This is a genomic window from Anaerolineae bacterium (assembly GCA_011176535.1).
Lineage (GTDB): Bacteria > Chloroflexota > Anaerolineae > Anaerolineales > DRMV01 > DUEP01.
In genome coordinates this window covers 1-13,195 of sequence record DUEP01000117.1, presented here as the reverse complement: position 1 = coordinate 13,195, position 13,195 = coordinate 1, and the positions used below count along the sequence as shown (strand labels likewise).

11 protein-coding genes, 1 other RNA gene and 1 pseudogene are annotated in these 13,195 nt (G+C 65.0%); all 13 read right to left on the bottom strand.

All coding sequences use genetic code 11. The features are described 5' to 3' along the window. Positions 1–133: 133 nt before the first annotated feature. The 13 genes and pseudogenes from G4O04_10100 to G4O04_10040 all read right to left on the bottom strand — a co-directional run bounded on the left by G4O04_10100 (position 134) and on the right by G4O04_10040 (position 12,969). Positions 134–808 carry a TrkA family potassium uptake protein gene (locus G4O04_10100; protein HEY58862.1) on the bottom strand — a complete coding sequence of 225 codons (675 nt, stop codon included), beginning with the start codon at positions 806–808 and terminating at the stop codon, positions 134–136. A 10-nt stretch (positions 809–818) separates the two neighbouring features. Continuing rightward, the gene (locus G4O04_10095) at positions 819–1,502 is read right to left on the bottom strand and encodes a TrkA family potassium uptake protein (GenBank protein ID HEY58861.1); all 684 of its coding nucleotides are present in this window, start codon (positions 1,500–1,502) and stop codon (positions 819–821) included. Further along, positions 1,499–3,370, bottom strand: a complete 1,872-nt coding sequence (locus G4O04_10090) for an APC family permease (GenBank protein HEY58860.1) — start codon at positions 3,368–3,370, stop codon at positions 1,499–1,501. The genes G4O04_10095 and G4O04_10090 overlap by 4 nt, the downstream gene beginning before the upstream one ends. Positions 3,371–3,564: 194 nt before the next feature. Continuing rightward, on the bottom strand, positions 3,565–4,584 hold the full coding sequence (locus G4O04_10085; protein ID HEY58859.1) for a flippase-like domain-containing protein: 1,020 nt from the start codon (positions 4,582–4,584) through the stop codon (positions 3,565–3,567). A 70-nt stretch (positions 4,585–4,654) separates the two neighbouring features. Further along, positions 4,655–5,806 (bottom strand): PDZ domain-containing protein, encoded by a 1,152-nt coding sequence (locus G4O04_10080; protein ID HEY58858.1) that lies wholly within the window; start codon positions 5,804–5,806, stop codon positions 4,655–4,657. Between the two features lie 81 nt (positions 5,807–5,887). Then, positions 5,888–6,583, bottom strand: coding sequence for a zinc metallopeptidase (locus G4O04_10075; protein ID HEY58857.1), 696 nt, complete (start codon positions 6,581–6,583; stop codon positions 5,888–5,890). A 30-nt stretch (positions 6,584–6,613) separates the two neighbouring features. Further along, positions 6,614–7,906 (bottom strand): S41 family peptidase, encoded by a 1,293-nt coding sequence (locus G4O04_10070; GenBank protein ID HEY58856.1) that lies wholly within the window; start codon positions 7,904–7,906, stop codon positions 6,614–6,616. A gap of 153 nt (positions 7,907–8,059) precedes the next feature. Next, complete coding sequence (locus G4O04_10065; GenBank protein HEY58855.1) at positions 8,060–8,326, bottom strand: hypothetical protein; 267 nt, start codon at positions 8,324–8,326, stop codon at positions 8,060–8,062. Between the two features lie 11 nt (positions 8,327–8,337). Next, the gene (locus tag G4O04_10060) at positions 8,338–8,976 is read right to left on the bottom strand and encodes a pyrimidine 5'-nucleotidase (GenBank protein HEY58854.1); all 639 of its coding nucleotides are present in this window, start codon (positions 8,974–8,976) and stop codon (positions 8,338–8,340) included. Between the two features lie 29 nt (positions 8,977–9,005). Further along, positions 9,006–9,447: RNase P RNA component class A (rnpB, locus tag G4O04_10055), an RNA gene on the bottom strand. A 74-nt stretch (positions 9,448–9,521) separates the two neighbouring features. Continuing rightward, positions 9,522–10,862: a nicotinate phosphoribosyltransferase gene (locus tag G4O04_10050; GenBank protein HEY58853.1), complete on the bottom strand. Its 1,341-nt coding sequence runs from the start codon at positions 10,860–10,862 to the stop codon at positions 9,522–9,524. A 132-nt stretch (positions 10,863–10,994) separates the two neighbouring features. After that, positions 10,995–12,023: an isochorismatase gene (locus G4O04_10045; GenBank protein HEY58852.1), complete on the bottom strand. Its 1,029-nt coding sequence runs from the start codon at positions 12,021–12,023 to the stop codon at positions 10,995–10,997. A gap of 118 nt (positions 12,024–12,141) precedes the next feature. Beyond that, positions 12,142–12,969, bottom strand: a pseudogene (locus G4O04_10040) (iron transporter). Positions 12,970–13,195: the final 226 nt, after the last annotated feature.

Below are 13,195 nucleotides of genomic sequence, written 5' to 3'. Positions count from 1 at the left end.
TGGTCTCCCGCGCGTGGCGGAGGAACCCTTATGGGCAACACTAAAGGGCGCCCCTGCCTCTCTGGGGGCGCGGGCCGATTATACCTCACTTGGCCCCATTGGTCAAAGAAAAAGGGAGGGTCGTCCAGGGCGCTCAGGCCTGGCTCTTGGGCGTGAACAGCCGATGCAGGGCCTCGGCGCCCTGGGCGTCGGTGATGGCCAGCACCTCGTCTTCCACCTCCAGCGCCGTCATGCCACGGGGCACCACGATTTCACCGTGGCGGATGATGGCGGCGATGACGCACTGCTGTGGCAGGTCGAGGTCTTTGATGGGCTGGCCAATGACCGGCGCGCCCGGGGGGATTTTTTCCTCGACCAGCATGTACTTGCCCCGCCGGAGTTTGAGCAGGGTCATCATATCGCCCAGGGAAATCTCTTCGGCGACCAGGCTGGTGAAAATCTCCACCTGGTTGAGGGCTACATCCACACCCATATCTTGCTCGAAGAGCCAGCGGTTGCGCGGGTCGTTCACGCGGGCGATGATCCGCGGCACCTGATAACGGAAGCGGGCCAGCGAGGCCAGCGAAAGGGTCTGCGCGTCGTCGGAGAGCACGATGGCCAAGGCCTGGGCCTGACGCACCCCGATGCGCTCCAGCAGGTCCGGGTCGGTAGGCTGGCCCACCACGATCACCTCGGTGGGCAGTTCGCGGTGCAGGCGCTCCAACACGGCCGGCCGGTGTTCGATGAGGCGCACCTTGTGGCCGCCTTCCAGCAGGCGCTCGGCCAGGGTGGAGCCTACCCGACCGCCGCCAGCAACAATGACGAACATAACGCCCTCCTTACTGCGGTTTCGCGGATGCTTCGGCGTTTTGCGGGTGGCGGAAGAAGTCGCTCAGGCGTTTCATGGCTTGGCGGGAGACGGCCAGCACCAGCAGATCCCCTTCGTGGAGCACGAAATGGGCCTGGGTGGGCAGCAGGGCCTGGCCGCCACGTACCACCACCGCCGGTCGGATGGCCTCCTCGGCGTAAAGCGCGTCCAGGGTCTGCCCTTCCCAGGAGGCAGGCACGCGAACCTCCACCAGGGAGACTTCGCCGTGGCCAAAGGTGCCCAGGGTGGAGAGGCCGGGGTGCGTCAGCAGTTGTTCCAGCCGCTGGGCGCCCCAAAGGGCGCTGGCCACGGTTTGCACGCCCAGTTCCTCGAAGAGGGGGCGGTGGCGCAGACCGTACACGCGGACCACCACATTGGGTACGCCATAGCGCAGCACGGCGATCCGGGCCACCACCAGGTTGACATGGTCGTCGGGGGTGACCACGGCCAAGCCGTCGGCTTCCTCGATGCCGGCGCGGCGCAGCACCTCCTGGTGGAGCACTTCGCCCTGGATGGTGCGACCGTGGAAATCGGCGCCTAGCCGGTCGAAGGCCTGCGCCGAGCGGTCCACCACGGTCACTTCGTGACCTGCGCGGGCCGTGCTCAACGCCAGGGCGCTCCCCAGGCGTCCGCATCCCACAATGATGAGTTTCATGGCTGATTCCCTCCGTTGTTTTGACTCACGAGGCCCAGGTGGTAAGGGACATCGGTCACCACAGTGCCCCGGCGGAAAATCAGCGCCATGCGCAACAGCAAGGCGGTCTGGTTGTGGAGCAGGTTTTCCCACCAGCGGGCGGGCACGAATTGCGGGAGTACCACGGTGATCATGTCCTGGGGCAGGGATTCGGCCTCCAGGGTGTCCAGATACTCCAGGAACGGGCCGATGATGGACCGATAGGGGGAAGGCAACACCTTCAGGCGGATGCCATCTCCCCATTTCTCCCATTTCTGAAGCACTTTTTGGGTTTCCGTGGGGTCTACATCCACCAGGACGGCGGTGACATCCGGCGAGAGGGTGCGGGCGTAATGCAGGGCATGCATCACGCCGCGGTGAACCCCTCCGATGGGCACGATGACGCGGTGGCGGCGAATGTGCGGTGGTGATCCGAAGCGCTCCAGCGAGAGGTGAGCCGCCACGAATTCGTAATGGCGGTGGATGCGCAGGAAGATGAGGACCAGAATGGGGATCAGCAAGGCCACGATCCAGGCCCCGCGGGTAAAGCGGGTGATCAGGATCACACCCAGAACGATGAAGGTGGATAGAGCGCCGATGGCGTTGAAGAACAGGGAGTGTTGCCAGCCCGGTGTGCGCAAGCGCCACCAGCGCACAACCATGCTGCTCTGTGAGAGGGTAAAGGCGATGAACACACCCACGGCATAGAGGGGCAGCAAATGATGGGTGTCGCCGTGGAAGAGGATGAGCAGCAGCGAGGCCAGGGTGCCCAGGGTGAGGATGCCGTTGGAATACACCAGACGGTCGCCTAAGTTGGCGAACTGGCGCGGCATGAAGCGGTCGCGCGCCAGGAAGTAACTCAGCCGGGGAAAGTCGGAGAACGCCGTGTTGGCCGCCAGGAAGAGGATGAGCGCTGTGGCTCCCTGGATGATGGCATGCCCGATCCCTTCGCCGAAGACGGCGCGGGCGATTTGGGAAAGGACGGTCTCTTCGTGTGTGGGCACCGCGCCGACCTGATGGGCCAGGAAGGTGATCCCCAGGAACATGGTGGTGAGCAGGGAGATCATGATGAGCAACGTCTGGCCGGCGTTTTTCGCCTCGGGGGGCTTGAAGGCGGGGATGCCGTCGCTGATGGCTTCCACGCCGGTGAGGGCCGTACACCCGGCCGAAAAGCCGCGCAACACAAAGAAGAGGGTGATGGCCTGGGTAGGGGTGATCGGGACTTCCGCGCCGGTGACCGTGATGGGGTGCAGTTGGCCGGTGAAGTAGCGGTAGAAGCCCACGGCCAGCAAGGCCAGGATGCTGCCGATGAACATGTAGGTGGGCATGGAGAAGATGGTGCCCGATTCCCGGACGCCGCGCAGGTTGATGATGGTGATCAGGGCGATCCCCGCCACGCCCAGGTACACGCGGTAAGGATAGAGCGGGGGGGAGAAGGAGTAGAGGGCGCTGACGCCCGCGGCGATGGACACGGCCACAGTGAGCACATAATCGGTCAACAAGGCGCCGGCGGCCACCAGGCCGGGCAGAGTGCCCAAGTTGTCCTTGGTGACGATGTATGAGCCGCCCCCTTGGGGGTAGGCGTGGATGGTCTGGTAGTAGGAAGTGCCGACGATCCAGAGCAGGATGGCGATGGCTAAGGAAATGGGGATGGAGAGGGTCAGCCCGGCCATCCCCGCGGGGAGGAGGACGAAGAGAATTTCTTCGGTGGCATAGGCGACTGAGGAAAGGGCGTCGGACGAGAATATGGCCAGCGCCTTGGCGTTGGTGAGCCGCTCATGTTTAGCCTGCCAGGTGGCCAGCGGGTCGCCGAGAAGCAGACGCCGCAGGCTGAAGGAACGGTTTGCCATAAACGCCTCCTGGATTCAAGGCATAACAAACCCCCTGACGGGCAGGGGGCAGAGCAGGTCTCCGTGACCTTTTTATCTTACCACGAAGTGCGATGGGGTGCGCTGGGCTGGGAGCGCCCAAACGCCTCCGTGGCCGCGTTATCTTGCCACGAAGTGAGGTAAAGGGGGCGTGTTGGGGCCAAGTTCTTGGGGAGTCATCGGGAGAGGGTGGGGCCGGGGCCGGGGAGGTGGTCCAACAGGCGAAAGGCGGCCGGGCCGAGCAGCAACGGCACCCAAAAGGTCACAGCGCGATAAGTCAGGGCCACGATGGCGGCCTGCCCCAGAGGAACATACATCGAATTCAGCCCCACGGTGAGCAGGCCTTCGACCACGCCGATCCCCGATGGGGTGGGCGAGATGATGAGGAAAAGGTAAGCGATGGAGAATCCAGCCACGATGGTCCCGGGGGAGTAGGGGACCTGATAGGCCCTGAACGAGAGCAAGAGGACAAGCAGCAACAGCAGTTTGCTGGTCAGCCCCAAAAGCAGGGGAACCAGCATGATTTTGGGCTTCTGGCCCAGGGTGCGCAAACCGGCCTGGGCATCATGGGCGAAGTGATGGGCGCGTTCCTCGGAGAGGTAGGGGCGGTGAAGGAAAGGGCGTAGCACGGCGTTGATGGCGCGGGCGGCAAAGGCCAGCACCGCGCCTAGTTGCCGGGCGGAGTGCATGCCCAGGTAAAGCAGGGTCCCCAGTCCGAACACGAGCAAGCCCATGAGCGCCGAGGCCACGATTTCCGGGGTGTGGAGGTTGTTGCGCCGAATCAGCACAATGATCCCCAGAGCCAGGACGGCCAGGAAGCCCACATATTCGCTCCAGAAGTAAAGCATCCCGGCCACGGTGGCGCGGACCGGGGAATAGCGCTGGCGCTGGGCTTCGGAGACATACACGGCCATGCCGGTCATGCCGCCGGCTGGGGCGACTACATTGGTGAAACTGGCGGCCACGCTGAGCAGCGTCAGCCGGAGCAGGGATTCCTTCAGCCCCAGGGCGCGATAAATCCAGCGGAGATTGAGACCTGCGTTGAGGAACCACAGCATCTGCACCCCGAAGGCGAGCACTAAGTAACGCGGGTTGGCCTGGCGTAGCGTTCGGCCTATGGTTTCCAGTTCGGCGAGGCGGCTGATGATGAATAGAACCCCGAGGAGCAGGAGCAGGGGAAAAAGTAATTTGCGCATGCCGCCATTATACCAAGAGGCTGCCATCAAAAAGCCCGGCTGGACCTGTGGCGTCCAGCCGGGCCGGGGGTTACTGGATGCGTCGCTCGCCTAAGGTGACTTGAATTTCCATCAACCGCTGCCTGCGATACACTTTGAGGGTGACTGTCTCGCCGGGTTGATGGTCGAAGAGCACATTGATGAAGTTGTGTTCCTTGTTCAGAGGGGTGTCGTTGATCTGGACGATGATGTCGCCCTGTTGCAGGCCGGCTTTGGCGGCCGGGCTGTTGGGCTCCACCTGGGCCACATAGACGCCCCATTCGGCGGGCAGGCCGTAGCGGCGGGCGATGGCCGGGGTGATGCTTTGCCAGCCGATGCCCAGGTAGGGGCGGGAGACATACCCTTTGGTGATGATCTGCTCGGCCGCGGCGCGGGCGGTGTTGGAGGGGATAGCGAAGCCCAACCCTTCGGCCACATCGCCGCTCAGGCCGCTGCCGCGGACGATCAGGGTGTTGATGCCCACCACCTCCCCGGCCAGGTTGACCAATGGCCCGCCCGAGTTGCCGTGGTTGATGGCCGCATCGGTCTGGATGAGGCCTTCTAGTTGGTAACCCTTGCCGGTATCCAGGTTGCGCCCGGTGGCGCTGACCACGCCCACGGTGACGGTGTTGCGAAAGGCGCCCAGCGGCGAGCCGATGGCGATGACCGTCTCGCCGGGTTTGAGGAGGTCGGAGTTGCCCAGGGTGGCCACGGCGGGCACCGGGCCGGGTACTTTGAGCACGGCCAGGTCGGCAAAGGGATCGGCGCCGACCAGTTGGGCGGTCTGTTCGCTGCCGTCGGCGAAGATCACCCGCAGGCGGTCGGTGTTTTCCACCACATGGTTGTTGGTCAGGATGTAACCCTTCTCGGAGATGATCACCCCCGAACCGCTCACCTGACGGTCGGGTGTGGGGCCAAAGAAGGTCATCTGGCCCGGGATGCGGCCCACCACCGTGACCACGGCCGGGCTGACCTTTTCCACCGCCTGGGTGATGGCCGTCTCGATCTCGGTGCTGCTCACGCGGAGCACGCCGGTGTTTTGGGGCTGGCCGGCGGAAGCGATAGGCTCGGCCGTGGCCACCGCGGGCGCGGGGACGGTCTGGTGTCGGGCGATCCACCAGCCGCCAAGGGCGCCCCCGATGGCCGCCGCTCCACAAGCGGTGACAACCCAAAGCAGGGCTAGCAGGATGTTTCGGGCTTTCATGGGTCATCTCCGCGTCGAAGGAGGATGGGAAGAGGGAGAAAACGAGAGGGGGCGCCCGCTGGCCGAGCGCCCCTGGTGGTGTTAGCGGCGGCGTCGATCGCCGAAGATGAGCAAGGCGTAGTAGAGCACTTGCATCACCGCGGTGATGAGGGCGGCCACATAGGTGAGGGCTGCGGCGTTGAGGACGGTGTTCACGCCCCGCGCTTCGTCTTCGGTCTGCACGATGCCCGCGGTTTGGAGCAGGCGCTTGGCCCGCGCCGAGGCGTTGAACTCCACGGGCAGGGTGATCAGGGCGAACACCGCGCCCAGGGAGAAGATGACCAGCCCTACCACGGCCAGATTGGTCAGGTGGAGGAACAGGCCCAGGAGGATGAGGATCCAGCCCAGGTAGGAGCCGAAGTTCACTGCCGGCACCATGGCCGTGCGCAGCCGTAAGGCGGCATAGCCCTCCTGATCCTGCAGGGCGTGGCCCAGTTCATGGGCGGCCACGGCCACCGAGGCCACGGAGCGCCCCTGATACACGCCGGGCGAAAGACGCAACACCTTGTTGCGCGGGTCGTAGTGGTCGCTGAGCATGCCGCCGGTCATCTCAATGGTCACGCCGTAGAGTCCGGCGTGGCGGATGAGGCGTTCGGCGGCCTCGGCTCCCGATAGCCCCGTGCGCACGGGCACACGGCTCCATTTGCGAAAGGCCGAACTCACATACCACTGAGCCAACATCATCAAGATGAAGGCAGGCGCCATGAAGATCAGGTAATACGGGTCGAACCAGAACATAGCCACCTCCTGATTGGCCTCTCCCGTGGGCTATTTGTTGACCCCGGAGGGTGCTTTCCCCTGGAGGATGAGTTTCACGGCTTTGTCCAGTTGTGGGTCGCGCTTGGCCTGGATGTCCTCTTTGGTCAACTCGACGGTGACATTCGGCGTCAACCCCTGACCGCTGATCAGGCGCTCTTTGGGGGTGTACCAGCGGGCCACGGTAACCCGCACGGCGCCCTGGTCGTTCTGCAGCGGGATCAAGTTCTGCACGGAGCCTTTGCCGTAGGAGACGGTACCCACCAGCAGGCCGCGACCGTGGTCCTGGATGGCTCCGGCCACGATTTCCGAAGCGGAGGCCGAGCCTTCGTTGATGAGCACCACCAGGGGGATGTCGGTCGCCAGCCCACCGGCCTGGGCCTTGTAAACTTGTTGAGTGTCGTCCCCGTAGCGCTCGTACATCACCACCGTGCCCTCGGGCAGAAACTCCGAGGCTACCTGGATGGCTGTGCTCAGGTAGCCGCCGCCGTTGTTGCGCAGGTCGATGATCAGCCCTTTGGGGTTTTGGGCCAGCAGGTCCTGGAGGATTTCGTGCAACTGCTGGCCGGTCTTCTCGCCGAAGGTGTAAATCTGCACATAGGCGACGCTGTTATCCAGCATGCGGCCTTCCACGCTGGGGATGGTGATGTGGGCCCGGGTGATGGCCACATCGAAGGGCTCCTCGACGCCCTCCCGGCGGATGGTCAGGCGGACCTGGGTGCCGGCCGGCCCCAGCACGCGTTTGCGCACCACCTCAGGGGCCACGCCGCTCACATCATCGCCGTCCACGGCGATGATCTGGTCGCCCGGTTGCAGGCCGGCCTTCTCGGCCGGGGAGCCGGGCATGGGACTGATGATGGTGAGATAGTCGCCGGAGATGTCCACCCAGGCACCGATGCCCTCGTACTCGCCTTCCAGCATGGTGGTGGCTTCTTTGTAGTCGTCGGGGTTCATGTAGTCAGTATGAGGGTCGCCCAGGGAGTCCAGCATGCCGCGGATGGCGCCGCGCATGAGTTTCACATCGTCCACCGGCTGATCCACATACTGGTCGTGGACGATGCGCCAGGCCTCCCAGAAAGGCGCGAAGAGCGCGTTGAGGTCTTGGGGGGTGGCTTCGGTCGTGGGGGCCGAGGCCGAAGGATGGGCCGGTGTGGTGGGGATGAGGGTGGAGGCGGACGGGGTAGGCAAAGCCGGGCTTTGGTGGCGGCCCCAGCCGTAGCCTACCAGGGCACCCGCAGCAAAGGCACCCCCGACGATCACCACGCCGACCAGGAGAATGAGCAATGCTTTCACCCAGCGGTTCATCACGGTCTCCTTGAAAGGGTTTTCCCAGGATGGTGGTGGCCGGGCCCGAGCGCCCTTGGGCCGAAAGACGCCACCGCCCAAAAATGTACTTTAGCACAAGAAAATGAGTGTCGCATAAGAGCGATGTAAAGGTTTCGTAAGAAAACAGTGGGCTCAGGATGCCTCAGCGGGCGGGGAGGCGTCTCCTTCGGGTGTCTCCCTGGAGGGGGGAAGTAAATCCGGATCCAGGCGACGCACTCGGTCCTGGAGGGCTTCCAGGGCCTTGTCTTCGTCTTCCCAGGGGTTGCGTGCGCGCTGGCGCAGGCGTTGGAACAGCAGGCTGAAATCGCCCCAGGTTTGGGCTATGGCCCAGGCGAAGAGGATCACGCCGGCGGTGATGAGCACGGTGGCGGCCAGGGCCAGCAGGATTTTGGTCCACATGAGGGCCTCCGTCAGAAGGAAAGGGTGGGGAGATGATAAATGTTGGGGAGAAAGAAGTGGGCATCGTCGGGTTGGGCCGGTTCGCTGCCGACGAGCACGCTCAGGAAGCCCAACTGGCGTGCGGCGCGGGTGTTGCGGGGGAGGTCGTCGAGCACCGCCACGGAGCGGGCGGGTGGATGCCCTAGACGCGTCAGGGCCACGGCGAAGGCGTGAGGGTGGGGCTTGGGATGGAAGTCCGTGGCGACCAGGTCGATGATGCCGGCGAAGAGGTCGTCGATGCCCAGGCGCCGCAGCACGCGCCAGGTGTGGGGTTCATCGGCGTTGGTGAACACCCATTTGGGTTGCGACACCGCCTCGAGGATAGCGCGCAGGCGGGGATCGGGCTGGAGCATCTCCTCGATAGGGAGGTCGTGGACAAAAGCCAAAAAGTCCTGGGGGTCCACCCCGTGGTGGAGTTGCAGCCCGCGCAGGGTAGTGCCGTAGCGCTGCACATACTCCCGGCGCAGGCGCTGGGCCTCGACCGGCGAAAGGCCCAGGCGTTCGGTGAGGTAGCGGCCGATGCGTTCCTTGATGGCCGGCCAGAGGCCCACAGCCTCGGGGTAAAGGGTGCCGTCCAGGTCGAGGAGCAGATGGGTGGGAGCAGGATGCATAAGCGCCTGGCGAAGGAAGATACGCGGAGAGAGAAGGTCGGCCTGTAAGCCGCATTCTGTCCGACGGGGCGGACGGTTTACGCCATGGCGTCTTCCCGCCCGCGGCCCGCCTGGGTGGTCATCTGTCTGCGCGTGGGGGTGCCACGCGCCCGCCCGCAGGCGGTGCGGCCTACCCGGGGCTCCAGGGGTGCGGGCCACACCCCGGCGGACAAGCCGCCTTCGCCCCTGCTCGGCCTTGCTCCGGGAGGCGGTTGCCTGGCCGCGCCGGTTACCCGACGCGCCGGTGGGCTCTTACCCCACCTTTTCACCCTTGCCCGCACCTGCGCGCGAAGCGCAGGTCGCTGGCGGTCTGTTTCTGTGGCCCTGTGCGCGAGGTTACCCCCGCCCGGGTTTTCCCCGGCTCCCTGCCCTGTGGAGTGCGGACTTTCCTCGACGCAGCCTGCGCTGCGCCGCGACCACCCGGCCGGCCTCCTCTCTCCGACTCCATTTTAAAGCATTCACCCCCGTTGTCAACGGTGGGGTGCTGTCTTCAGTCGCCTGGGCCGTCACCACACACGCTCCAGGCGGGGATTGTCGCAGGCGCGGCGGCCCACCTTAGCCATGTCCACCCAGCGATCGCCGACTTTGACACGCACCACGTCGGCGGTGAAGTCGGTGACCGTGGGGCCGTGGTTGTTGTAGAACCAGGAGCCGACGCCGTAGAAATCCACCGGCACGCCTAACTTTTCGAAGCGGGTGATTTTCTCCGGGTTGAAGCCGCCGGAGACCACGATCTTGATCTCCTGGCAGTAACGGCGGGCCTCCTCGCGCCAGCGGGGCGGCAGGTCCCAGTGTTCCCAGGCGTGGTCGAGGGCTTCCCGCACGGCGAAGACCAGCCGGGGGTTCACGCCCAGGTCCAGTTCGGGAGAGCCCAGCGGAGGGATGGAGGCGTCGCGCAGGTCGCCGGCCGTGTCCAGCCGCACGCCGAAGAGTTTGAACTTGCGGGCTTCTTCGGGCTTGTTGGCCTCTAAGGCGGCGCGGTAGTGCTGGAACATGGTCCAGGCCACGGTGACGGCGTCGCGGGCGCAATGGTTGTTGAAGTCCACCAGGGCGATGAGCGGCACCTCCGGCGGCAGATGGCGGGCAAAGGTCACCATGGCCTCGGGGATGTCGCCCAGGAAGCAGGCCAGAAAGGCGTGAGCCGTGGTGCCGCCGCCCACGCCGCCCCACCATTCGCCCTGGGCGTCGGTGGAGATGAAAGGCTGCACCTGGGCGTCGAAATCGTGATTGTAGCGTTGCACGCCGATGAAGTAGGCGTAGCCGTCCAGCGCCTGCACGGAGGGCAAATCGAACCGCGCGGGGAAGAAGAGCACCGGCTTGCCCCCGCTGGCCTGGAGGATCTGGTAGGTGTTGGTGGCGATGCGGCTGGCGCGGGTGAGGAAGCCCAGGGTCACGGTTTCCAGGGGACCGAAATCGCGGTAGCGGCCCCGCACCCGCAGCACCGGCTGCACCTGCAGGGGGTCGCCGTGGTAGGCCACGGTGTCGCCGTCCTGAACGGCCCAGACCTGCAGGCGGTCGGCGGTGGGGATAAAGCGTTCGCCCTCCCAGTAGCCCGTTGCCCGGCGTAGCACGGCCAGAGCGACATCCACTCCGGCCACCACCGTGGTACCCCGGCGGCGGGTGAACCATTGCATCTCGACTTCCATATCGCCGATGGGCAGGCCATGGCTTTGTTCCGCGGGCAGCCGACCGTGGCTTCCGGCGTAGGTGTAGCCCTGGGCGTTCAATGCGCCCAGCAGGCGGGCGATGTTGACGAAGTATTTGTCGCTATAGCGCTGGCGGCGAATGCCTTCCCAATCCAGGTGAAGGGCGGATGCGTCCAGCCGCTGCCCGTCGAAGATGCTCATGGTGAGGCCTCCTTTGAAAAGATGGCGTGGAGTCGGCAGGAGATGGAGGGGGGAGCCCCACCCCGGAGGTGCGCCCCTCCCGGATGCGGCCGGGGGCAGGCAGAACCTCGGGGTGGGTTCCCCTCCCTGGGGTCAGGCGATGCCCCACGTGTCCAGGGGCTGCTCGGTGGTCACCCGATGGGCCCCGCGCCGGGCGAAGCGGGCGTAGGCCTCATCGGCGGCGTCGGTGAAGTCCGCCCCGGGGACCACCACAGGGGAAGTGGTGTCTTCCAGCAGGTAGATGCGCCGGGCCAGGTGACCCTGGCCGCGTTGCTCCAGGGTGTCCAGCAGGTCGTTGACCGTCCACGCCACGCAGTGGCTCTTGGCCTGGCCGGTGATGATGACGGCATCGTACTCCTTCACGAGTTGCACCAGGCGTTCATTGGGCGGCACCAGCGGGTGGCCGTGGGGGTCGGTGTTCACCTCCGGGCCGAGGGCCGAGTAATGCTCGGTGAGGGGATGGTTGCCTTTGATGATGTGCTCCGGCTGGGCGTAGCGCGCGATGCTGTGGAAGAAGACAGCCTCCTCGACGGCGGGCACTAAGGCGTGGCCGATGCCGCCCAGCATGGCGTGGAAGGGCCAGATGGTGTGCTGATATTTGCCTTTCTGGGCCAAGGTGCGCACATAGTGTTCCAGATGGGCCTGCCCCTCCTCGGGGGTTAGCCCCAACACCGGAGCCAGGTGGGGGTTGAAGCGCCAGCGGCCGGCGGCCACATCTTCGGCGCTGATCATGGTGAAGGGGGCGGGGTGGTTCCCTTCGGCGTCCACTAAGAAGGGCGCGTGGAAGATTTGCATGGGGAGATGGGTATCCAGGGTGGCGACGATGTGGGTGATGTGGTGCAGGTTCTGGTAGATGAAGCGACAGAGACGGATGTTGTCCTCCACCGCGCCGTGACCCGAGCGCCCGGCGACGAAAAGTTCGAAGTCGGGGAGGCAGAAGGTGTTTTGCAGGTCAATGAGCACCAGGGCGATGCGGGGGGAGTCCTGCGCCGCTGGCGGGATGGCGTGTTGCTGCGCCCAGGCGCGGGCCTCGCGCGCGCGGGCCTCGTAATCCACCTTCCAGACCTTGCCGACCCGTTCAGGGTCAAAATGAGGTGGGACGGGTAAAGTGGATGGGGGCATGGCGCTCTCCTTGGGTAAGTGTTTTCTTTACACTAAATGATGCGGAAAAGGGAGCGGGCCGTGAAAGCCCGCTGCGTGTCGAAGCATTTCTATTATAGCCCCTCAGGGGGGCGCTCTGTCAAGCCCGACCGGGGGTGGTAGCCATTCCCCGTCTTTTCGTGTGCAGGAAAGGGAGCGCGATGAGCAGCAGATAGCCCCAGTAGGCCAGCACTTCGGTCAGCGAGGGGTTGCCGTTGTAGCCGAAAAGGGCGGTGAGCAGCCGGCCCAGGGGGCTCTGTTCGGGCAGCAGGGGGTTCGTGTTCCAAACGGGATCGAGAAGGGTGGGAAGCCAGCCCAACTCGATGAACTCGTGCATGCCGTGGGCCACCAGCCCGGCGGCAAACAGGGTGAGCAGCACGCCGGTGATCACGAAAAAGCGCCGCAGGTCGAGGCGGATCAGGCTGGCAAAAAGGCCCCATCCCAGCGCGGCGGCGGCGATAAGGCCCAGCAGGGCGCCCACCAGGGTGGCCGAGAGGCCTTCGGTGAGGGTGGTGGCGGTGAGAAACAAAGCCAACTCCAGCCCTTCACGCACCACGGCGAAGAAGGCGATGAGGAACAGGGGCAGGCGGCCACCCGAGAGGGCATCACGGCGCACCTTAGTGGCTAGGCTTTCTTTGAGGGAGGCGGCGTGATGCTGCATCCAGAAGATCATCCAAGTGAGCACGCTGGCGGCCAGGAGCATGGTCACGCCCTCGTAGATTTTCTCGGCTGCTCCCTCTAAAGGCAGGCTGAGGGCATACAGAAGCCCTCCGGCCCCCAGGGCCACCAGGAGGGCGGCCAGCAACCCTTGCCAGACCGCCGGGCGCAGATCGTTGCGCCGGATTTGCCGCAGGGTGCCCAGCAGGATGCCGATGACCAGGGCGGCTTCAAGCCCTTCGCGCAGGGCCAGCAGGAGCGCAGGGAACATACATCTCTCCTTGGATGAGGTTGCAGGTTCAGAACACGGCCCCGGCGGAAGACGGGGGTGTCACATGTAAGCGTGCACGGCTTGACGCCGTTGTGTGCGCATTATACCAGAGGGGCGTGCGGGCAGCAAGGTTAGTATGAGAAAATTCATAGAAAACAGGTGGGCGTTGTGTTATAATCCCGTCCATCCTTTGGGCCCTCCCTGACCATCGCTCGGAGAGGGTGTG

Excerpts from the sequence above, each read along its gene's own strand:
- G4O04_10095 (HEY58861.1), bottom strand. The coding sequence starts at position 1,502 with ATGAAACTCATCATTGTGGGATGCGGACGCCTGGGGAGCGCCCTGGCG.
- G4O04_10085 (HEY58859.1), bottom strand. The coding sequence starts at position 4,584 with ATGCGCAAATTACTTTTTCCCCTGCTCCTGCTCCTCGGGGTTCTATTC.
- G4O04_10045 (HEY58852.1), bottom strand. The coding sequence starts at position 12,023 with ATGCCCCCATCCACTTTACCCGTCCCACCTCATTTTGACCCTGAACGG.
- G4O04_10080 (HEY58858.1), bottom strand. The coding sequence starts at position 5,806 with ATGAAAGCCCGAAACATCCTGCTAGCCCTGCTTTGGGTTGTCACCGCT.
- G4O04_10050 (HEY58853.1), bottom strand. The coding sequence starts at position 10,862 with ATGAGCATCTTCGACGGGCAGCGGCTGGACGCATCCGCCCTTCACCTG.
- G4O04_10070 (HEY58856.1), bottom strand. The coding sequence starts at position 7,906 with ATGAACCGCTGGGTGAAAGCATTGCTCATTCTCCTGGTCGGCGTGGTG.
- G4O04_10100 (HEY58862.1), bottom strand. The coding sequence starts at position 808 with ATGTTCGTCATTGTTGCTGGCGGCGGTCGGGTAGGCTCCACCCTGGCC.
- G4O04_10060 (HEY58854.1), bottom strand. The coding sequence starts at position 8,976 with ATGCATCCTGCTCCCACCCATCTGCTCCTCGACCTGGACGGCACCCTT.
- G4O04_10065 (HEY58855.1), bottom strand. The coding sequence starts at position 8,326 with ATGTGGACCAAAATCCTGCTGGCCCTGGCCGCCACCGTGCTCATCACC.
- G4O04_10075 (HEY58857.1), bottom strand. The coding sequence starts at position 6,583 with ATGTTCTGGTTCGACCCGTATTACCTGATCTTCATGGCGCCTGCCTTC.
- G4O04_10090 (HEY58860.1), bottom strand. The coding sequence starts at position 3,370 with ATGGCAAACCGTTCCTTCAGCCTGCGGCGTCTGCTTCTCGGCGACCCG.